We start from the raw sequence: 17,470 nt of genomic DNA, 5'->3' as shown, positions 1-17,470 counted from the left end.
GTGAGGAAGAATGCCGGAGATCCGCCACGGTCTGTAGCAGCGTCCGTATCAGCCATTGATACGCGCGGACGGCGCCCGACGCGGGTCTGCGAGAATTGACCCCGTGATCTGCCGAATCGATCTGCGCGGCGACGCCCTTCCCGAGGGCCCCGCCCTGCGCGACCTGCTGCCCCGAGCCGACTTCGACGTTCAGGCCGCCCTGGAGAAGGTGCGTCCGATCTGCGAGGCCGTGCATCATCGGGGCGACGCGGCGCTGATCGACTTCGCCGAGAAGTTCGACGGCGTCAAGCTCGACCGGCTCCGGGTCCCCGCCGAGGCCCTCACCCGCGCCCTGGAGGAACTCGACCCGGCCGTGCGCGCGGCCCTGGAGGAGTCCGTGCGGCGCACCCGGCTCGTCCACCGCGCCCAGCGCCGCACCACCCACACCACCCAGGTCGTGCCGGGCGGCACGGTCACCGAGAAATGGGTGCCGGTCGAGCGGGTCGGCCTGTACGCGCCCGGCGGCCGGTCGGTCTACCCCTCCTCCGTGATCATGAACGTGGTGCCCGCGCAGGAGGCCGGCGTCGAGTCGATCGCGCTCGCCTCCCCGGCCCAGGCCGACTTCGGCGGACTGCCGCACCCCACGATCCTCGCCGCGTGCGCGCTGCTCGGCGTCGACGAGGTCTACGCGGCCGGCGGCGCCACCGCCGTCGCGATGTTCGCCTACGGCACCGAGTCCTGCCCGCCCGCCAACATGGTCACCGGCCCCGGCAACATCTGGGTCGCCGCCGCCAAGCGGTACTTCACCGGCAAGATCGGCATCGACGCCGAGGCCGGTCCCACCGAGATCGCGATCCTCGCGGACTCCACCGCCGACCCGGTGCACGTCGCCTCCGACCTGATCAGCCAGGCCGAGCACGACCCGCTGGCCGCCGCCGTCCTCGTCACCGACTCCGTGGACCTCGCCGAGGCGGTGGAGAAGGAACTCGGACCGCAGGTGGCGGCCACCAAGCACATCGAGGACCGGATCCGCCCGGCCCTGGCCGGCCGGCAGTCCGCGATCGTGCTGGTCGACGGCGTAGAGGAGGGCCTCAAGGTCGTCGACGCCTACGGCGCCGAGCACCTGGAGATCCAGACCGAGAACGCCGCCGAGGTCGCCGGCCGGGTGAAGAACGCCGGCGCGATCTTCGTCGGCCCCTGGGCGCCGGTGTCGCTGGGCGACTACGCGGCCGGCTCCAACCACGTCCTGCCCACGGGCGGCTGCGCCTGCCACTCCTCGGGCCTGTCCGTGCAGTCCTTCCTGCGCGGCATCCACATCGTGGACTACACCAAGGACGCGCTGGCCGAGGTCGCGCACCACGTGGTGACCCTGGCGGAGGCGGAGGACCTGCCCGCGCACGGCGCGGCGATCAAGGCGCGGTTCGGATGGAAGGTACCGGCGAGCAAGTGAGCCTCAGCATCGACGACCTGCCCGTACGGGACGAACTGCGCGGCAAGTCCCCCTACGGCGCGCCCCAGTTGGACGTGCCCGTACGGCTGAACACCAACGAGAACCCCTACCCGCTGCCCGAGCCGCTGGTCGAGCGGATCGCCGAGCGGGTGCGCGACGCGGCCCGCGACCTCAACCGCTACCCGGACCGCGACGCCGTCGAGCTGCGCACGCAGCTCGCCAAGTACCTCACCGACACGACCGGCTACGAGGTCGGCCTCGCCAACGTCTGGGCCGCCAACGGCTCCAACGAGGTCATCCAGCAGCTGCTGCAGACCTTCGGCGGGCCGGGCCGCACCGCGATCGGCTTCGAGCCGTCGTACTCGATGCACAGCCTCATCGCGCGCGGTACCGGCACCGGATGGGTCTCCGGTCCGCGCAACGAGGACTTCACCGTCGACCTGCCCGCCGCCGAGCGGTGGATCGCCGAGCACGCGCCCGACGTCGTCTTCGTCACCACGCCCAACAACCCCACCGGCAACGCGGTCGCGCCCGAGACGGTCGTCGCGCTGTACGACGCGGCGCAGGCGGCGAAGCCGTCGATGGTGATCGTGGACGAGGCGTACGTCGAGTTCAGCCACCACGCGTCGCTGCTGCCGCTGCTCGACGGCCGGCCGAACCTGGTGATCTCCCGGACGATGTCGAAGGCGTTCGGCGCGGCCGGACTGCGCCTGGGCTACCTCGCCGCGCACCCGGCCGTCGTGGACGCCGTCCAGCTCGTCCGGCTGCCCTACCACCTCTCCGCCGTCACCCAGGCGACCGCGCTCGCCGCGCTGGAGCACACCGACACCCTGCTGGGCTACGTCGAGCAGCTGAAGACGGAACGCGACCGGCTGGTCGCCGAGCTGCGCGCGCTCGGCTTCGACGTCACCGAGTCCGACGCGAACTTCGTGCAGTTCGGGCGGTTCGAGGACTCCCACGCCGCCTGGCAGCGGATCCTAGACCGGGGCGTCCTGGTCCGGGACAACGGCGTACCGGGATGGCTGCGGGTCACCGCCGGCACCCCGCAGGAGAACGACGCGTTCCTCGACGCGGTACGTGACATGAAGAAGGAGCAGAGCGCATGAACCGCGTGGGACGCGTGGAGAGGGTCACCAAGGAGACGTCGGTGCTCGTCGAGATCGACCTCGACGGCAGCGGCAAGGTCGACGTGTCGACCGGCGTCGGCTTCTACGACCACATGCTCGACCAGCTCGGCCGGCACGGCCTGTTCGACCTCACCGTGAAGACCGAGGGCGACCTGCACATCGACTCGCACCACACCATCGAGGACACCGCCCTCGCCCTGGGCGCCGCCTTCAAGCAGGCGCTCGGCGACAAGGTCGGCATCTACCGCTTCGGCAACTGCACCGTCCCCCTGGACGAGTCCCTCGCCCAGGTCACCGTCGACCTCTCCGGCCGCCCCTACCTGGTGCACACCGAGCCCGAGAACATGGCGCCGATGATCGGCGAGTACGACACCACGATGACCCGGCACATCCTGGAGTCCTTCGTCGCCCAGGCGCAGATCGCGCTGCACGTGCACGTGCCCTACGGGCGCAACGCCCACCACATCGTGGAGTGCCAGTTCAAGGCGCTGGCGCGGGCCCTCAGGTACGCCTCCGAGCGCGACCCGCGCGCGGCGGGCATCCTGCCGTCCACGAAGGGCGCGCTGTAGCCGTGAACGGTCTGTCCACCGTACTGATCGTCGTCGGCCTGTTCCTGATCGGCGGCATCATCTCCTTCGTCAAGCAGCAGATGCCCAAGAGCCTGATCGTGCTGCTCTCCATCGGCGCCGCCATGTGCCTGGCCGCCGGAATCCTGCGGCTGGAGGTGTGGAATTGAGCACGTCACCGACGAAGGCGAAGAAGGTCGTCGTCTTCGACTACGGCTTCGGCAACGTCCGCTCCGCCGAGCGCGCCCTCGCGCGCGCGGGCGCGGACGTCGAGATCACCCGCGACTTCGACCAGGCCATGAACGCGGACGGCCTGCTGGTGCCCGGCGTCGGCGCTTTCGCCGCCTGCATGCGGGGCCTGAAGGACGCCCGCGGCGACTGGATCATCGACCGCCGGCTGGCCGGCGGACGCCCGGTCATGGGCATCTGCGTCGGCATGCAGATCCTCTTCGCGCGCGGCATCGAGCACGGCGTGGAGACCGAGGGCCTCGACGAGTGGCCCGGCTCGGTCGAACCGCTGCAGGCCGAGATCGTGCCCCACATGGGCTGGAACACCGTCGACGCGCCGGCCGGCTCGGAGTTGTTCGCGGGCCTGGAGGCGGACGCGCGCTTCTACTTCGTGCACTCCTACGCCGTCCACGACTGGTCGCTGGAGACGCACAACCCCACCATGCACGCCCCCAAGGTCACCTGGTCGACGCACGGCGAGCCCTTCGTGGCGGCCGTGGAGAACGGCGCCCTGTGGGCCACCCAGTTCCACCCCGAGAAGTCCGGCGACGCCGGAGCGCAGCTGCTCACCAACTGGATCGGAACCCTGTAGAGACATGGCCAAGCTCGAACTCCTCCCCGCCGTCGACGTCCGTGACGGCCAGGCCGTCCGCCTGGTGCACGGCGAGTCCGGCACGGAGACCTCGTACGGCTCCCCGCTGGAGGCGGCCCTCGCCTGGCAGCGGTCGGGCGCCGAGTGGCTGCACCTGGTCGACCTGGACGCCGCGTTCGGCACCGGCGACAACCGCGCCCTGATCGCGGAGGTCGCCGGGGCGATGGACATCAAGGTGGAGCTGTCCGGCGGCATCCGCGACGACGACACCCTCGCCGCGGCCCTCGCCACCGGCTGCACCCGGGTCAACCTGGGCACGGCCGCGCTGGAGACCCCCGAGTGGGTCGCCGGGGTCATCGCCGAGCACGGCGACAAGATCGCCGTCGGTCTGGACGTACGGGGCACCACGCTCCGCGGCCGCGGCTGGACCCGCGACGGCGGCGACCTGTACGAGACGCTGGCGCGGCTCGACAAGGAGGGATGCGCCCGGTACGTCGTCACGGACATCGCCAAGGACGGCACCCTCCAGGGCCCCAACCTGGAACTGCTGCGCAACGTCTGCGCGGCCACCGACCGCCCGGTGGTCGCCTCCGGCGGGGTCTCCTCGCTGGACGACCTGCGGGCCATCGCCGGCCTCGTGCCGCTCGGTGTCGAGGGGGCCATCGTCGGGAAGGCCCTGTACGCGAAGGCGTTCACCCTGGAAGAGGCCCTGGAGGTTGTCTCGTCATGACGTCGGAAGCCGTGCGGCGTGTGCAGAGCGGAAGTCCCTGGGAGGAGTCCTTCGGTTTCGCGCGCGCCGTCGCGGCGGGAGACCGGGTGGTGGTGGCGGGCACGACGTCCTTCAAGGGCGACGTGCTGTACGGGGAGGGCGACCCGTACGAGCAGGCCAAGGTGGCCTTCACCAGCGCGGTCGAGGCGATCGGCGAGTTCGGGCTCGGCATCGAGTCCGTGATCCGCACGCGCGTGTACCTGGCGCATTCACGGGACGTCGACGAGGCGGGCCGGGCGCACAAGGAGCTGTTCGACAGCGTCCGCCCGGCCACCACCCTCCTGGTGGTGGAGGGCTTCGTCGACCCGCGCGTGCTGGTGTCGGTGGAACTGGAAGCCTTCCGAGGCTGAAGCTGTCTTTCTTGTAAGGAGCCGTGGATTCATGACCCTGGCGGTCCGAGTCATCCCCTGCCTGGACGTGGACGGCGGCCGGGTCGTCAAGGGCGTCAACTTCCAGAACCTGCGCGACGCGGGCGACCCCGTCGAGATGGCCAAGGTGTACGACGCCGAGGGCGCCGACGAGCTGACGTTCCTGGACATCACCGCGTCCTCGGGCAACCGCGAGACCACGTACGACGTGGTGCGCCGCACCGCCGAGCAGGTGTTCATCCCGCTGACGGTCGGCGGCGGCGTGCGGACGGCCGACGACGTGGACAAGCTGCTGCGGGCGGGCGCGGACAAGGTCGGCGTCAACACCGCGGCCATCGCCCGCCCCGACCTCATCCGCGAGATCGCCGAGCGGTTCGGCCGGCAGGTCCTGGTGCTGTCGGTCGACGCCCGCCGGACCCCGTCGGGCGGCTTCGAGGTGACGACCCACGGCGGCCGCCGGGGCACCGGCATCGACGCCGTGGAGTGGGCGCACCGGGCGGCCGAACTGGGCGCGGGCGAGATCCTGCTGAACTCGATGGACGCGGACGGCACCAGGGACGGCTACGACCTGGAGATGATCGCCGCGGTCCGCAAGCACGTCACCGTCCCGCTGATCGCCTCGGGCGGCGCCGGCAAGCTGGCCGACTTCCCGCCGGCCATCGCCGCGGGCGCCGACGCCGTCCTCGCCGCGTCCGTCTTCCACTTCGGCGACCTGCGCATCGGCGAGGTCAAGCAGACCCTGCGAGAAGCGGGACACCCCGTGCGCTGAGCAGCGCGGGGTCCGCTTCACGGGCGCCGACGGAGATACGAAAGAAGAGTTGCGCAACGACTGTTGCGCAACTCTTCTTTCGTATCTAGCGTGAGGTCGTGGCACGCAGTGAGAACCGCCCCATCACGGACCTCGGAACCCTCAAGGCGCTGGCGCACCCGTTGCGGATGCGGTTGTACCGCCTGCTGTGCGTTGCCCGGACAGCGACCGCGTCGCAGCTCGCCGAACAGGTCGACGAGGCCGTTTCACTGGTCAGTTACCACCTGCGCAAGCTCGGCGAGCACGGGCTGATCGAAGAGGCCGAGCCGGGCAGCGACGACGGGCGAGAACGCTGGTGGCAGCCCGCGTCGGACGGGGTGAGCATCCGCGACCGGGACTTCCGCGACGCGCCCGAGCGGGCGGCAGCGCACCTGGCGGCCACCCGGCTCTTCCACGAGCAGCGCGCCGACATGTACCGCCGCTACCTCGACGAGCGCCCCACCTGGAGCGCCGAGTGGAACGCGGCCGCCCCGGACAGCGAGGCGCTGCTGCGGCTGACCGCCGCTGAGCTGGACGAGCTGCGCCGGGAGCTGGAGGCGCTGGCGAAGAAGTACGAGGAGAAGGGGCGGGCCGCCGACGCCGCAGGCGACACCGCGGGGCGCGAGAACGTCGCGCTGCACGTGTACGGCTTCCCGTTCCGCGTCTGAGAGGACACCTCACCCGTGCCCGCCGCACTCACCGCACCGTCCGCCGTCCGGGAGGACCGGCCCGCTCACCGCGACGGGAACGTGCTGCGCTGGCTCGCCGCATACACCTGTTCGATGCTCGGCGACAACGTGTACTACCTATCCGCCGCCACCGCGTGCTCGCCCCGCTGATGGTGGCCATCGCCCTCGGCGACCTCGGCTTCGTCGGACCGCTCAACGTCGGACTGGCCCTGCTGGCCGACGAACGCGGCTGGGGCGCCTCCGGCATGGGCGGCGTGCTCGCCGGGTTCGGCGCCGGGGCGGGGGCCGCCTCGCTGCTGCTGACGGTACGCGGGCGGCTGCCGCGCGCCGGGCTGGTCGCGGCGTACTCGATCCTCGCCGGTTCCGTCGCCATCGGCGCCCTGGCCTACGTGCCCGCTCTCGCCGCGGCCGTCACGACGGCGCTGTTCATCGGGCTGCTCGCCGGTCTCAGCGGCGCCATGTGCGCGGCGTTGCTGCAGACCCTGGCCGAGCCTGCCTACCTGGGCCGGGTCACCGCCGTCGCCGGCCTGGCCAGCCTCGGGCTCGCCCCGCTCAGCATGCCGCTGTCGGCGGCCGCGATCGGCGCCTGGGGCACCGGTCCGGTCTTCGTCGTCAGCGCGGCCGTGTGCGGACTCGGCGGGGTCGTCGCCCTGTGCGTGCCTGGACTGCGCCGCGCCGAACTGCCCCGCTGACCTCAGATACCCAGCTCCTTGGAGGCGCCGAGCTTGGCGATCGCGTCCTGGTCGCCCTCCACCTCGACCTTGGCGACGCTCTGCCGGCCGTAGGAGAACAGCAGCAGCTCGGACGGCTCGCCGGTCACCGTCACCACCGGCGTGCCCCGGTGCGCGACCGTCGTCTGGCCGTTCGGGCGGCGCAGCACCAGACCGGTCGGGACGCCGCGGCCCAGCAGGCGGGCGGAGCGCTCCAGACGGGACCACAGGGCGTCCTGGAAGACGGAGTCGAGCTCGCGCGGCGTCCAGTCCGGCTGGGCACGGCGGACGTCCTCGGTGTGCACGTAGAACTCGACGGTGTTCGCCATCTCCTCGACCTGCTTGAGCGAGAAGGGCGAGAAACGCGGCGGGCCGGTCCGGATGAGCTGGATCAGCTCCTCGTACGGCTTGGCGGCGTACTCCGCCATCACCCGTTCCAGCCGTGGCGCGAGCGGTTTGACGAGGACGCCGCCGGCGGCGTCGGGCCGGCGCTCGCGCACCACCACATGGGCCGCCAGATCACGGGTCAGCCACCCCTCGCAGAGGGTCGGAGCCTCCGGACCCGCGGTCTCCAAGAGGTCGGCGAGCAGAAGCCGTTCACGCTTGGCAAAGGTCGACATGCAGTCAGCCTACGACCGCGGGCCCGGCCACCACCCATCGGGAACGTCCGTTTGCGCCGCGCTGCCCATCACGTGGACAAAGTCCGGGCCCTGTCCGTCCCGCGCGGCACAATGGGCCTCATGACCAGCCAGCTCCCGTCCAGCAACCTCGACCCGGAGATCGCCGCGCGCCTCAGGCGCAGCGCCGACGGCCTCCTGCCCGCCATCGCCCAGCAGTACGACACCGGAGAGGTGCTGATGCTCGGCTGGATGGACGACGAGGCGCTCCACCGCACCCTGACCACCGGCCGCTGCACCTACTGGTCGCGCAGCCGCCAGGAGTACTGGGTCAAGGGCGACACCTCCGGCCACTTCCAATGGGTGAAGTCGGTCGCGCTGGACTGCGACGCGGACACCGTGCTGGTCCGGGTCGACCAGGTCGGCGCCGCCTGCCACACCGGCGACCGCACCTGCTTCGACGCCGACGTGCTGCTGAAGGACGCCGCTCCCGGCGTGCCGGGCGCGGATCAGTAGGGTCGGCCGCCATGGACCTCGAGACGTTCCGCAAGCTGGCCACCGACCGCCGTGTCATCCCGGTCACCCGCAAGCTCCTCGCCGACGGCGACACCCCGGTCGCGCTCTACCGCAAGCTCGCCGCCGAGCGCCCCGGCACCTTCCTGCTGGAGTCCGCCGAGAACGGCCGTTCCTGGTCCCGGTACTCCTTCGTGGGCGTCCGCTCGGCCGCCACCCTCACCGAGCGGGACGGGCGGGCCCACTGGCTCGGCACCCCGCCCGTCGGCGTCCCGGCCGACGGCGACCCGCTGGCCGCCCTGCGCGCCACCATCGAGGCCCTGCACACCCCCCGCCAGGACGGACTGCCGCCCTTCACCGGCGGCATGGTCGGCTACCTCGGCTACGACATCGTGCGCCGCCTGGAGAAGATCGGCCCCGGCGAGCGGGACGACCTGAAGCTGCCCGAGCTGACCATGCTGCTCACCAGCGACCTCGCGGTCATGGACCACTGGGAGGGCTCGGTCCTGCTGATCGCCAACGCGATCAACCACAACGACCTCGACACCGGCGTCGACGAGGCGTACGCGGACGCGGTCGCCCGCCTGGACGCCATGGAGGCCGACCTCTCCCGGCCGGTCGCCCAGCCCCCGGCCGTCCTGCCGCCCTCCGAACTCCCCGACTACACCGCGCTGTGGGGCGGCCCCGACTTCCGGGAGGCGGTCGAGGACATCAAGGAGCGCATCCGCGCGGGCGAGGCCTTCCAGGTCGTCCCCTCGCAGCGCTTCGAGACGCCGTGCGCGGCGAGCGCGCTGGACGTGTACCGGGTGCTGCGGGCGACCAACCCCTCGCCCTACATGTACCTGTTCCGCTTCGAGGGCTTCGACGTCGTCGGCTCCTCCCCGGAGGCCCTGGTCAAGGTCGAGGCCGGGCAGGCGATGGTGCACCCCATCGCCGGCACCCGGCCCCGGGGGGCGACCCCGCAGGAGGACCAGACCCTCGCCGAGGAGCTGCTCGCCGACCCCAAGGAGCGCGCCGAGCACCTGATGCTCGTCGACCTCGGACGCAACGACCTGGGCCGCGTCTGCGAACCGGGCTCGGTCGAGGTCGTCGACTTCATGTCCATCGAGCGGTACTCGCACGTGATGCACATCGTCTCCACGGTCACCGGCCGGGTCGCCGCCGGCCGCACCGCCTTCGACGTGCTGACCGCGTGCTTCCCGGCGGGCACCCTGTCCGGCGCGCCCAAGCCGCGCGCCATGCAGATCATCGACGAGCTCGAGCCGTCCCGGCGCGGGCTGTACGGCGGCTGCGTCGGCTACCTGGACTTCGCCGGCGACTCCGACACCGCCATCGCCATCCGCACCGCCCTGCTGCGCGGCGGCACGGCGTACGTCCAGGCCGGAGCCGGCATCGTCGCCGACTCCGACCCGGTCGCGGAGGACGACGAGTGCCGCAACAAGGCGGCCGCCGTCCTGCGCGCGGTGCACACCGCGAACCGGCTCGGCCGGCCGGGCACGGCCACCGCCACCGACTGACGTCCGGCGCCCGGCGGCCCCGGTTGACGCGCCGGGCGGCGGACAGGCGATAGTGGAGGACGTGACTGCCGTACCTCACCCCCGTTCCGAAGCCGCAGGCCCCGCCAGGGCCGGCCGCCTGAGTCTCGCGCTGGCCCTGCTGTGCGGCGCCCTCGGCGCCGCCGTGGCCCTGCTGTCCACCCGACAGCGCTGGTCGGAGGGGACCGCGACGGTTGCCGGCGGCTCCTTCCCGCTGACCGCCAGGGGCAGCGACGTCACCGGCGTCCCCGCGGCCCTCGCCATAGTGGGCCTGGCCGCGCTCGTCGCCGTCTTCGCCGTCCGCAGGTCCGGGCGCCTGCTGGTCGCCGCGCTGCTCGCGCTCTCCGGGGCCGGCACGATCGCCGCGGCCCTGCTCGGCGCCTCCGACGGCTCCGCGCTGGACGACAAGGCGGCGCAGGCCGCGGGAGACACCTCGGCCACCGTGGCCGGCCTCAGCCACACCGCCTGGCCGTACGTCGCGGCCGTCGGCGGCGCGCTGATCCTGCTGGCCGGCCTGCTCGCCCTGCGCTACGGCCGGCTGTGGCCCGCGATGTCCGGCCGCTACGAGCGCGGCGGTGCCCCCAGGTCCCGCCGCACGGCCCCGGCCGTCGACCCCGACCGCCCCGAGGACCTGTGGAAGGCCCTCGACCGCGGCGAGGACCCGACCGGCGCCTGAGGAACCCACCGCGGCCCCCTCACGGGTCCGATGGGGCGCGGGCGCACCAGGGGCCCCCGGAGTCCCGCGCGTGCCCGGGTGCGGGACAATGTCATCGAGCGTCCGGCTCAGACACATTCACAGCAACGAGGAGCAAGTCATGGCGGGCAGCAGCCACGGTCACACCCCGGCCGCCTGGACCGGTGTCATCATCTCCTTCATCGGTTTCTGCGTCGCGGGCACCTTCATGGTGGCGGCCCAGCCCGTGGGCTTCTGGGTCGGCATGGCCCTCGTGCTCGGTGGCGGCGTCGTGGGCGGCATCATGAGGATGATGGGCATGGGGCAGCCCAAGGACGCGCACGAGGCGTTCCAGGCGCGGGTGGAGGCGGGGCGCAAGCCGGCCGACGTCCAGGGCTGAGCCCGCCCGCCGGGCCACCGGGTCCGGCCACGGCGGCGATGCGCGGCACCACGCGTGAGGGGCGGTGACGGTACGGCGCGTACCGCGACCGCCCCTCACGCGTGGTGCGGCCGGCCCGTACGGCCGCCACGCGCGATGGTTCACGCGCGCGTGCCGGCTGGGCACGGATCCCGCGCGCGTGCCGCCCGTACGGGGCACAATGCACGGTGTGAACGCCGACCGTCCCAGCGCGACGCACCCGCGCACCCGGACCGCGGCGGCGCGGACGGCCGTGCCCGCCGGGGTCCTCGCGGCCGTCGCCGCGGCCTTCGCCTACGTGGGCGCGGTGGACCCGAACGAACCCGGCCACTACCCCGCCTGCCCCCTGCTGACCTTCACCGGTCTCTACTGCCCGGGCTGCGGGGGCCTGCGCAGCGCGCACGCCTTCGTCCACGGCGACTTCGCGGCGGCGCTGAGGGACAACGCGCCGGCCGTCGTCGGCTATCTGGGCTTCGCCGTGCTGTGGACCGTATGGGTGGTCCGGGCCGCGCGCGGACGGCCGCTGCGGATCGAGCCCCGACCGGTGCACCTGTGGACGGCGGGCGTGTTGCTGGTGGTGTTCACCGTTGTCCGGAACCTGCCGTTCGGTGGCTGGCTGCACCCTTGATCAACTTGGGAACGTCCAGGTATTGGGACCGGGGTCGACCGGATGCGGGGGCAACGCCCGGCTCCGGATACCATCGCAGTGGCCATCGGTTTCCCCCGCAGGTCACCGCTTGAACAGTCAACCGTCTGGAAGGGGGCCGCTCGCGTGAGTGTGCTCGACGAGATCATCGACGGAGTCCGTGCCGACCTCGCGGAGCGGCAGGCGCGCGTCAGCCTCGACGAGCTCAAGGAGCGCGCGGCGAAGGCGCCCTCGGCCAAGGACGGCATCGCCGCGCTCAAGGGCGACGGCGTCAAGGTGATCTGCGAGGTCAAGCGCTCCAGCCCGTCCAAGGGCGCGCTGGCCGCGATCGCCGACCCGGCCGGACTCGCCGCCGACTACGAGGCGGGCGGCGCGGCCGTCATCTCCGTCCTCACCGAGCAGCGCCGCTTCGGCGGCTCGCTGGCCGACCTGGAGGCGGTCCGCGCGCGCGTGGACATCCCGGTGCTGCGCAAGGACTTCATCGTCACGTCGTACCAGCTGTGGGAGGCCCGGGCCTACGGGGCCGACCTCGCGCTGCTGATCGTGGCCGCCCTGGACCAGCCGGCGCTGGAGTCGCTGATCGAGCGCGCCGTGTCCATCGGCCTGACCCCGCTGGTCGAGGTGCACGACGAGGACGAGGTCGACCGCGCGGTGGACGCCGGCGCGCGGGTGATCGGCGTCAACGCGCGCAACCTGAAGACCCTGGAGGTCGACCGGGGGACTTTCGAGCGCGTCGCGCCCGAGATCCCCGACGGCATCGTCAAGATCGCCGAGTCCGGGGTGCGCGGACCGCACGACCTCATCGCGTACGCCAACGCCGGGGCGGACGCCGTCCTGGTCGGCGAGTCCCTCGTCACCGGACGCGACCCCAGGGCGGCGGTCTCCGACCTGGTGGCGGCCGGCACGCACCCCGCGCTGCGGCACGGCCGGGGCTGACCTCCCGGTAGGCTGGACCCCGATGACCCCCGCGATCACCCCGACCACCACGGACCGGCACGCCCGCCTCGCGCGCGGCTGCCGCCCGCGTGGCTGCCGCGCGCCCGCGCGCAGGGTGCACGGCCGCAGGGTCAGGTACGTCATCGGGGACGAGCCCGGGCAGGTGAACGGGCGTCGATGGCGGTAGGCCTCCGGGCCCTGTTGTGCGGATCAGGCCGGCTGTAAGGCGCGGTGCGCTGCGGCCGACCCGACGCCGGGATGATCCGAACGACAGGGCTGGGGGCGCGGGGAACCGCCTGACCGAGTACCACCGGCCGGCGGTCGGCTGACGATCCCCGCCCCCACGGCGATCCGTGTCTTTTCACACACTCACCGTGAGGTTTCCGCATGCCCAGCGAGTTCTTCGTTCCCGACCCCGAGGGGCGGGTCCCCAGCGCCGACGGCTACTTCGGCGCGTTCGGCGGCAAGTTCATCCCGGAGGCGCTCGTCGCCGCCGTGGACGAGGTCGCCGTCGAGTACGACAAGGCCAAGTCCGACCCCGAGTTCGCGCGCGAGCTCGACGACCTCCTCGTCAACTACACCGGCCGGCCCAGCGCGCTGACCGAGGTGCCCCGGTTCGCCGAGCACGCCGGCGGGGCCCGGGTCTTCCTGAAGCGGGAAGACCTCAACCACACCGGCTCCCACAAGATCAACAATGTGCTCGGGCAGGCCCTGCTCACCAAGCGCATGGGCAAGACCCGCGTCATCGCCGAGACCGGCGCCGGGCAGCACGGCGTCGCCACCGCCACCGCCTGCGCCCTGTTCGGCCTCGAGTGCACCATCTACATGGGCGAGATCGACACCCGCCGCCAGGCCCTCAACGTGGCCCGCATGCGCATGCTCGGCGCCGAGGTCGTCGCCGTGAAGTCCGGCAGCCGCACCCTGAAGGACGCCATCAACGAGGCGTTCCGCGACTGGGTCGCCAACGTCGACCGCACCCACTACCTCTTCGGCACCGTCGCCGGCCCGCACCCCTTCCCGGCCATGGTCCGCGACTTCCACCGCGTCATCGGCGTCGAGGCCCGCCGCCAGCTGCTGGAGCGCGCCGGGCGCCTGCCCGACGCCGCCGTCGCCTGCGTCGGCGGCGGCTCCAACGCCATCGGCCTCTTCCACGCCTTCATCCCGGACGAGGGCGTCCGCCTCGTCGGCTGCGAGCCCGCCGGACACGGCGTCGAGACCGGCGAGCACGCGGCCACCCTCACCGCGGGCGAGCCCGGCATCCTGCACGGCTCCCGGTCCTACGTTCTCCAGGACGAGGAGGGCCAGATCACCGAGCCGTACTCGATCTCGGCCGGCCTGGACTACCCCGGCATCGGGCCCGAGCACGCCTACCTGAAGGAAACCGGCCGCGGCGAGTACCGCGCGGTCACCGACGACGCGGCCATGCAGGCGCTGCGGCTGCTGTCGCGCACCGAGGGCATCATCCCGGCCATCGAGAGCGCCCACGCGCTGGCCGGCGCCCTGGAGGTCGGCAGGGAGCTGGGCAAGGACGGGCTGATCGTCGTCAACCTGTCCGGCCGCGGCGACAAGGACATGGACACGGCCGCCAGGTACTTCGGCCTGTACGACACCGACGCCGAGGTCGCCGCCGACGAGGCCGACACCGCGGAGATCGAGGGGGACGCCAAGTGAGCGGGAAGATCCAGTTGCTGACCGACACCCTCGCCGCCGCGAAGGCGGAGGGGCGCGCGGCGCTCATCGCCTATCTCCCGGCCGGGTTCCCGACCGTGGACGGCGGCATCGAGGCGATCAAGGCCGTCCTGGACGGCGGTGCGGACGTCGTCGAGGTCGGACTGCCGCACAGCGACCCCGTCCTCGACGGCCCCGTCATCCAGACCGCCGACGACGTCGCCCTGCGCGGCGGCGTCAAGATCGCGCACGTGATGCGGACGGTCAAGGAGGCCCACGAGGCCACCGGGAAGCCGGTGCTCGTGATGACGTACTGGAACCCCATCGACCGCTACGGCGTCGAGCGCTTCACCGCCGAACTGGCGGAGGCCGGCGGCGCGGGCTGCATCCTGCCCGACCTGCCGGTGCAGGAGTCCGCCCTGTGGCGGGAGCACGCCGAGAAGCACGGGCTCGCGACGGTCTTCGTCGTGGCGCCCAGCAGCAAGGACGAGCGGCTCGCGCGGATCACCGCGGCGGGCAGCGGCTTCGTCTACGCCGCCTCGCTGATGGGCGTCACCGGCACCCGCGAGTCGGTCGGCGCGCAGGCCCAGGAACTGGTGGAGCGGACCCGGGCCACCGGCACCGGCCTGCCCGTCTGCGTCGGGCTCGGCGTCTCCGACGCCCGCCAGGCCGCGCAGGTCGCCGGCTTCGCCGACGGCGTGATCGTCGGCTCGGCGTTCGTGAAGCTGCTGCTGGACGCGCCGGACGAGGCGGCCGGCCTCGAGGCCGTGCGCGCGCTCGCCGGGGAACTGGCGAAGGGCGTGCGCGGGCAGGCGTAACGGGGGGACATTCCCGTACGTGTGGCGCGAGTCACTCGAACGGGTGGAGCTGGGACCGGGGAGGCGCTTCGCGCCTCCCCGGTTCGTTCTGGGGGTGTGAGCGAGAAGAACCGAGAGGGAAAACGCACCGCCCGCGAGCGACTGGCGGTCGAGCGCGAGAAGCAGAGGGCCGCGGACAGGCGCAGGCGGGCGCTGATCGTGGGCGCGGCCGTCGTCTGCGTCCTGGGCCTCGCGGCGGTGATCGGCGTGATCGCCGCGAACGCCGGAAAGGAACAGGGCAGCGACTCCGCGGGCCCGGTCGTGGCCCCCTCGGGAGCGCAGGGCAAGAACGGCCTCGCGATCCCGGTCGGCAAGGAGAGCGCCCCGTCGACGCTCACGGTCTGGGAGGACTTCCGCTGCCCGGCCTGCAAGGCGTTCGAGTCGGCCTACCGCTCGACGCTCCACGAACTGACCGCCGCCGGCAAGCTCAAGATCGAATATCACCTGGTCACGCTCATCGACGGCAACCTCGGTGGCACCGGCTCGCGCACCGCGGCCAACGCGGCGGCCTGCGCCCAGGACGCCGGGAAGTTCCCCGCCTACCACGACGTGCTCTACGACAACCAGCCGACCGAGACCGACGACGCCTACGCGAAGGACGCCAAGCTGATCGCGCTGGCGGGCAAGGTCGGCGGCCTGGACACGGCGGCGTTCCGCAGCTGCGTCCAGGACGGCACGCACAACAGCTGGGTCGCCAGGTCCCAGCAGGCCTTCCGCTCCGGCGGTTTCAGCGGCACCCCGACCGTGCTGCTCAACGGCAAGAACATCTACCAGGACCGCACGATGACCCCCGCGAAACTGAGGCAGCTGGTGCAGGAGGCAGCCGCCAAGGGGTAGGCAACTGGTCGGCGGTGAGCGGGTATGAGGTCGGTTTAGCTCGATCGTGTGACGGTCGGCTTCGGGACTTGCGGCACGCTGGGCCGACCGGGCTAACGTGATCGTGCGATCTGGCACGCCGGGTACGGTGTCGGCGTGCGGGCCCCCGTTCCACCGGAGAGATGGTGCGGGGCCTCCCCGCCGCCTCTGGCCGTACCCACCTGGCCAGGTCGTGAGGGAACCGGCCTCCTGGGATCGGACCACGCACAGGATGCGTGTCGCCGCTCCGGGGCTGAGTACGCCGGGGACCAGTACGCCCAGGACCGTTCCGGGCGTGCCAGCGTGCAGACCCAGTCCTGCCCGCCGCTCAGGAACGGTGAGCGATTCTCACCCCCCTGTTATGGACCCGTAGCCGGGCCGCACACCGCGTGCCCGGCCGGGCACGGTAGCGTCGACCCTGCCATGGAACTTGCCTACATTCCCAGCCCGTCGCGCGGGGTGCTGCACCTCGGCCCCATTCCGCTGCGCGCCTACGCCTTCTGCATCATCATCGGCGTCTTCGTCGCCGTCTGGCTCGGCAACAAGCGCTGGGTCGCCCGCGGCGGGCGGGCCGGCACGGTGGCTGACATCGCGGTCTGGGCCGTGCCGTTCGGCCTGGTCGGCGGCCGCCTCTACCACGTGATCACGGACTACGAGCTGTACTTCAGCGACGGCCGTGACTGGGTGAACGCCTTCAAGGTCTGGGAGGGCGGCCTCGGCATCTGGGGCGCGATCGCCCTCGGCGCGCTCGGCGCGTGGATCGGCGCCCGCCGCCGGGGCGTACCGATGCCCGCCTACGCCGACGCCGTCGCGCCCGGCATCGCGCTCGCGCAGGCGATCGGCCGCTGGGGCAACTGGTTCAACCAGGAGCTCTACGGCAAGGCGACCGACGTTCCGTGGGCGTTGCACATCACGTCGGCCGCGGACGGCCGGGTGCCCGGGTACTACCACCCGACGTTCCTCTACGAGTCCCTGTGGTGCGTCGGCGTCGCCCTGCTGGTCATCTGGGCCGACCGCCGCTTCACGCTGGGGCACGGGCGGGCCTTCGCCCTGTACGTCGCCGCGTACTGCGTGGGCCGGGCGTGGATCGAGTACATGCGGGTCGACGACGCCCACCACATCCTGGGCCTGCGGCTGAACGACTGGACCGCGCTGGTGGTGTTCCTGCTGGCGGTGACGTACATCGTCGTGTCGGCGAAGAAGCGGCCCGGCCGGGAAGCGGTCGTGGAACCGGGGGCTGCCGAGGAGGCCGCCGCGGCCGACGCGAAGAGTGACGCCGACGCCGCCGCCGACATCGACGACGTCCCGGGCGCGGCCGAGGCCGCCCGGACGCCGGACAAGGCGGGATCCGAGCCCGAGTCCGAATCCAGGTCCGAGTCCGGGGGTAAGTCCGAGTCGGCGTCCGGTTCCGGTGCCGATTCCGATGCTGATTCCGGTGCCGGGGACGAGGCGAAGGACGCGGCGGAGTCGGCGAAGCAGGGCTGACG

At 72.5% G+C, this 17,470-nt stretch carries 22 protein-coding genes and 1 pseudogene; 22 read left to right on the top strand and 1 reads right to left on the bottom strand.

Annotated elements, in window-relative coordinates; translation table 11 throughout:
* Window positions 1–103: 103 nt before the first annotated feature.
* The 11 genes and pseudogenes from hisD to ACZ5GT_RS04340 all read left to right on the top strand — a co-directional run.
* Window positions 104–1,429, top strand: a complete 1,326-nt coding sequence (gene hisD, locus ACZ5GT_RS04390; RefSeq protein WP_469014004.1) for a histidinol dehydrogenase — start codon at window positions 104–106, stop codon at window positions 1,427–1,429.
* Complete coding sequence (locus ACZ5GT_RS04385) at window positions 1,426–2,535, top strand: histidinol-phosphate transaminase (RefSeq protein ID WP_469014003.1); 1,110 nt, start codon at window positions 1,426–1,428, stop codon at window positions 2,533–2,535. Before hisD ends, ACZ5GT_RS04385 begins: the two co-directional genes overlap by 4 nt.
* A complete protein-coding gene (gene hisB, locus ACZ5GT_RS04380) occupies window positions 2,532–3,125 on the top strand; it encodes an imidazoleglycerol-phosphate dehydratase HisB (protein WP_015661105.1) in 594 nt (197 codons plus the stop codon). The genes ACZ5GT_RS04385 and hisB overlap by 4 nt, the downstream gene beginning before the upstream one ends.
* A 2-nt stretch (window positions 3,126–3,127) precedes the next feature.
* The gene (locus ACZ5GT_RS04375) at window positions 3,128–3,292 is read left to right on the top strand and encodes a hypothetical protein (RefSeq protein ID WP_190188430.1); all 165 of its coding nucleotides are present in this window, start codon (window positions 3,128–3,130) and stop codon (window positions 3,290–3,292) included.
* Window positions 3,289–3,942: an imidazole glycerol phosphate synthase subunit HisH gene (hisH, locus tag ACZ5GT_RS04370; RefSeq protein WP_469014001.1), complete on the top strand. Its 654-nt coding sequence runs from the start codon at window positions 3,289–3,291 to the stop codon at window positions 3,940–3,942. Before ACZ5GT_RS04375 ends, hisH begins: the two co-directional genes overlap by 4 nt.
* Before the next feature lie 4 nt (window positions 3,943–3,946).
* On the top strand, window positions 3,947–4,672 hold the full coding sequence (gene priA / locus ACZ5GT_RS04365) for a bifunctional 1-(5-phosphoribosyl)-5-((5-phosphoribosylamino)methylideneamino)imidazole-4-carboxamide isomerase/phosphoribosylanthranilate isomerase PriA (RefSeq protein ID WP_324783693.1): 726 nt from the start codon (window positions 3,947–3,949) through the stop codon (window positions 4,670–4,672).
* The gene (locus tag ACZ5GT_RS04360) at window positions 4,669–5,061 is read left to right on the top strand and encodes a RidA family protein (protein ID WP_469013999.1); all 393 of its coding nucleotides are present in this window, start codon (window positions 4,669–4,671) and stop codon (window positions 5,059–5,061) included. The genes priA and ACZ5GT_RS04360 overlap by 4 nt, the downstream gene beginning before the upstream one ends.
* 31 nt (window positions 5,062–5,092) lie before the next feature.
* The gene (gene hisF / locus ACZ5GT_RS04355; RefSeq protein ID WP_469013997.1) at window positions 5,093–5,848 is read left to right on the top strand and encodes an imidazole glycerol phosphate synthase subunit HisF; all 756 of its coding nucleotides are present in this window, start codon (window positions 5,093–5,095) and stop codon (window positions 5,846–5,848) included.
* 98 nt (window positions 5,849–5,946) lie between these two features.
* Window positions 5,947–6,534, top strand: a complete 588-nt coding sequence (locus tag ACZ5GT_RS04350) for an ArsR/SmtB family transcription factor (RefSeq protein WP_469013995.1) — start codon at window positions 5,947–5,949, stop codon at window positions 6,532–6,534.
* A gap of 15 nt (window positions 6,535–6,549) precedes the next feature.
* Entirely contained in the window at window positions 6,550–6,705 is a 156-nt protein-coding gene (locus ACZ5GT_RS04345; protein WP_469013993.1) for a hypothetical protein, read from the top strand.
* Window positions 6,675–7,247, top strand: a pseudogene (locus ACZ5GT_RS04340) (MFS transporter); the annotation flags it as partial. The gene ACZ5GT_RS04345 and the pseudogene ACZ5GT_RS04340, both read left to right, overlap by 31 nt.
* A gap of 2 nt (window positions 7,248–7,249) precedes the next feature.
* Here the strand turns inward: ACZ5GT_RS04340 and ACZ5GT_RS04335 are convergent.
* Window positions 7,250–7,885 (bottom strand): TIGR03085 family metal-binding protein, encoded by a 636-nt coding sequence (locus ACZ5GT_RS04335; RefSeq protein ID WP_469013991.1) that lies wholly within the window; start codon window positions 7,883–7,885, stop codon window positions 7,250–7,252.
* A gap of 111 nt (window positions 7,886–7,996) precedes the next feature.
* Here ACZ5GT_RS04335 and hisI point away from each other — a divergent pair, with 111 nt between their 5' ends.
* From hisI to lgt, 11 genes are all read left to right on the top strand, one after another.
* Window positions 7,997–8,398, top strand: coding sequence for a phosphoribosyl-AMP cyclohydrolase (gene hisI / locus ACZ5GT_RS04330; protein WP_469014187.1), 402 nt, complete (start codon window positions 7,997–7,999; stop codon window positions 8,396–8,398).
* A gap of 11 nt (window positions 8,399–8,409) precedes the next feature.
* Window positions 8,410–9,912: an anthranilate synthase component I gene (locus ACZ5GT_RS04325; protein ID WP_469013989.1), complete on the top strand. Its 1,503-nt coding sequence runs from the start codon at window positions 8,410–8,412 to the stop codon at window positions 9,910–9,912.
* Between the two features lie 52 nt (window positions 9,913–9,964).
* Complete coding sequence (locus ACZ5GT_RS04320; protein ID WP_469013986.1) at window positions 9,965–10,606, top strand: TIGR02234 family membrane protein; 642 nt, start codon at window positions 9,965–9,967, stop codon at window positions 10,604–10,606.
* 139 nt (window positions 10,607–10,745) lie between these two features.
* Window positions 10,746–11,003 carry an HGxxPAAW family protein gene (locus tag ACZ5GT_RS04315; protein ID WP_469013984.1) on the top strand — a complete coding sequence of 86 codons (258 nt, stop codon included), beginning with the start codon at window positions 10,746–10,748 and terminating at the stop codon, window positions 11,001–11,003.
* A 199-nt stretch (window positions 11,004–11,202) separates the two neighbouring features.
* Window positions 11,203–11,649 carry a DUF2752 domain-containing protein gene (locus tag ACZ5GT_RS04310; protein WP_469013981.1) on the top strand — a complete coding sequence of 149 codons (447 nt, stop codon included), beginning with the start codon at window positions 11,203–11,205 and terminating at the stop codon, window positions 11,647–11,649.
* A 144-nt stretch (window positions 11,650–11,793) separates the two neighbouring features.
* Window positions 11,794–12,603: an indole-3-glycerol phosphate synthase TrpC gene (gene trpC, locus ACZ5GT_RS04305; RefSeq protein WP_351885460.1), complete on the top strand. Its 810-nt coding sequence runs from the start codon at window positions 11,794–11,796 to the stop codon at window positions 12,601–12,603.
* Window positions 12,604–12,625: 22 nt separating this feature from the next.
* Window positions 12,626–12,790 carry a tryptophan biosynthesis modulator TrpM gene (gene trpM / locus ACZ5GT_RS04300; RefSeq protein WP_469013976.1) on the top strand — a complete coding sequence of 55 codons (165 nt, stop codon included), beginning with the start codon at window positions 12,626–12,628 and terminating at the stop codon, window positions 12,788–12,790.
* 200 nt (window positions 12,791–12,990) lie between these two features.
* Window positions 12,991–14,274, top strand: coding sequence for a tryptophan synthase subunit beta (gene trpB, locus ACZ5GT_RS04295; RefSeq protein WP_469013974.1), 1,284 nt, complete (start codon window positions 12,991–12,993; stop codon window positions 14,272–14,274).
* Window positions 14,271–15,089 (top strand): tryptophan synthase subunit alpha, encoded by an 819-nt coding sequence (gene trpA, locus ACZ5GT_RS04290; protein ID WP_469013972.1) that lies wholly within the window; start codon window positions 14,271–14,273, stop codon window positions 15,087–15,089. The genes trpB and trpA overlap by 4 nt, the downstream gene beginning before the upstream one ends.
* A 96-nt stretch (window positions 15,090–15,185) precedes the next feature.
* The gene (locus ACZ5GT_RS04285; RefSeq protein WP_469013970.1) at window positions 15,186–15,965 is read left to right on the top strand and encodes a DsbA family protein; all 780 of its coding nucleotides are present in this window, start codon (window positions 15,186–15,188) and stop codon (window positions 15,963–15,965) included.
* Window positions 15,966–16,406: 441 nt separating this feature from the next.
* Window positions 16,407–17,468, top strand: coding sequence for a prolipoprotein diacylglyceryl transferase (lgt, locus tag ACZ5GT_RS04280; protein WP_469013968.1), 1,062 nt, complete (start codon window positions 16,407–16,409; stop codon window positions 17,466–17,468).
* The last annotated feature ends 2 nt before the right edge of the window (window positions 17,469–17,470 follow it).

The sequence above is a fragment of the Streptomyces sp. NPDC031340 genome, assembly GCF_055569945.1.
The sequence above is the reverse complement of the archived record's forward strand: the minus strand, read 5'-3'. Positions and strand labels throughout refer to the sequence as shown.

What these genes read in the sequence shown, in the direction of transcription:
- hisB (WP_015661105.1), top strand. Translation starts at nt 2,532, where the DNA reads ATGAACCGCGTGGGACGCGTGGAGAGGGTCACCAAGGAGACGTCGGTG.
- priA (WP_324783693.1), top strand. Translation starts at nt 3,947, where the DNA reads ATGGCCAAGCTCGAACTCCTCCCCGCCGTCGACGTCCGTGACGGCCAG.
- ACZ5GT_RS04360 (WP_469013999.1), top strand. Translation starts at nt 4,669, where the DNA reads ATGACGTCGGAAGCCGTGCGGCGTGTGCAGAGCGGAAGTCCCTGGGAG.
- hisF (WP_469013997.1), top strand. Translation starts at nt 5,093, where the DNA reads ATGACCCTGGCGGTCCGAGTCATCCCCTGCCTGGACGTGGACGGCGGC.
- ACZ5GT_RS04335 (WP_469013991.1), bottom strand. Translation starts at nt 7,885, where the DNA reads ATGTCGACCTTTGCCAAGCGTGAACGGCTTCTGCTCGCCGACCTCTTG.
- hisI (WP_469014187.1), top strand. Translation starts at nt 7,997, where the DNA reads ATGGGCCTCATGACCAGCCAGCTCCCGTCCAGCAACCTCGACCCGGAG.
- ACZ5GT_RS04325 (WP_469013989.1), top strand. Translation starts at nt 8,410, where the DNA reads ATGGACCTCGAGACGTTCCGCAAGCTGGCCACCGACCGCCGTGTCATC.
- ACZ5GT_RS04315 (WP_469013984.1), top strand. Translation starts at nt 10,746, where the DNA reads ATGGCGGGCAGCAGCCACGGTCACACCCCGGCCGCCTGGACCGGTGTC.
- ACZ5GT_RS04310 (WP_469013981.1), top strand. Translation starts at nt 11,203, where the DNA reads ATGCACGGTGTGAACGCCGACCGTCCCAGCGCGACGCACCCGCGCACC.
- trpM (WP_469013976.1), top strand. Translation starts at nt 12,626, where the DNA reads ATGACCCCCGCGATCACCCCGACCACCACGGACCGGCACGCCCGCCTC.
- trpB (WP_469013974.1), top strand. Translation starts at nt 12,991, where the DNA reads ATGCCCAGCGAGTTCTTCGTTCCCGACCCCGAGGGGCGGGTCCCCAGC.
- lgt (WP_469013968.1), top strand. Translation starts at nt 16,407, where the DNA reads ATGGAACTTGCCTACATTCCCAGCCCGTCGCGCGGGGTGCTGCACCTC.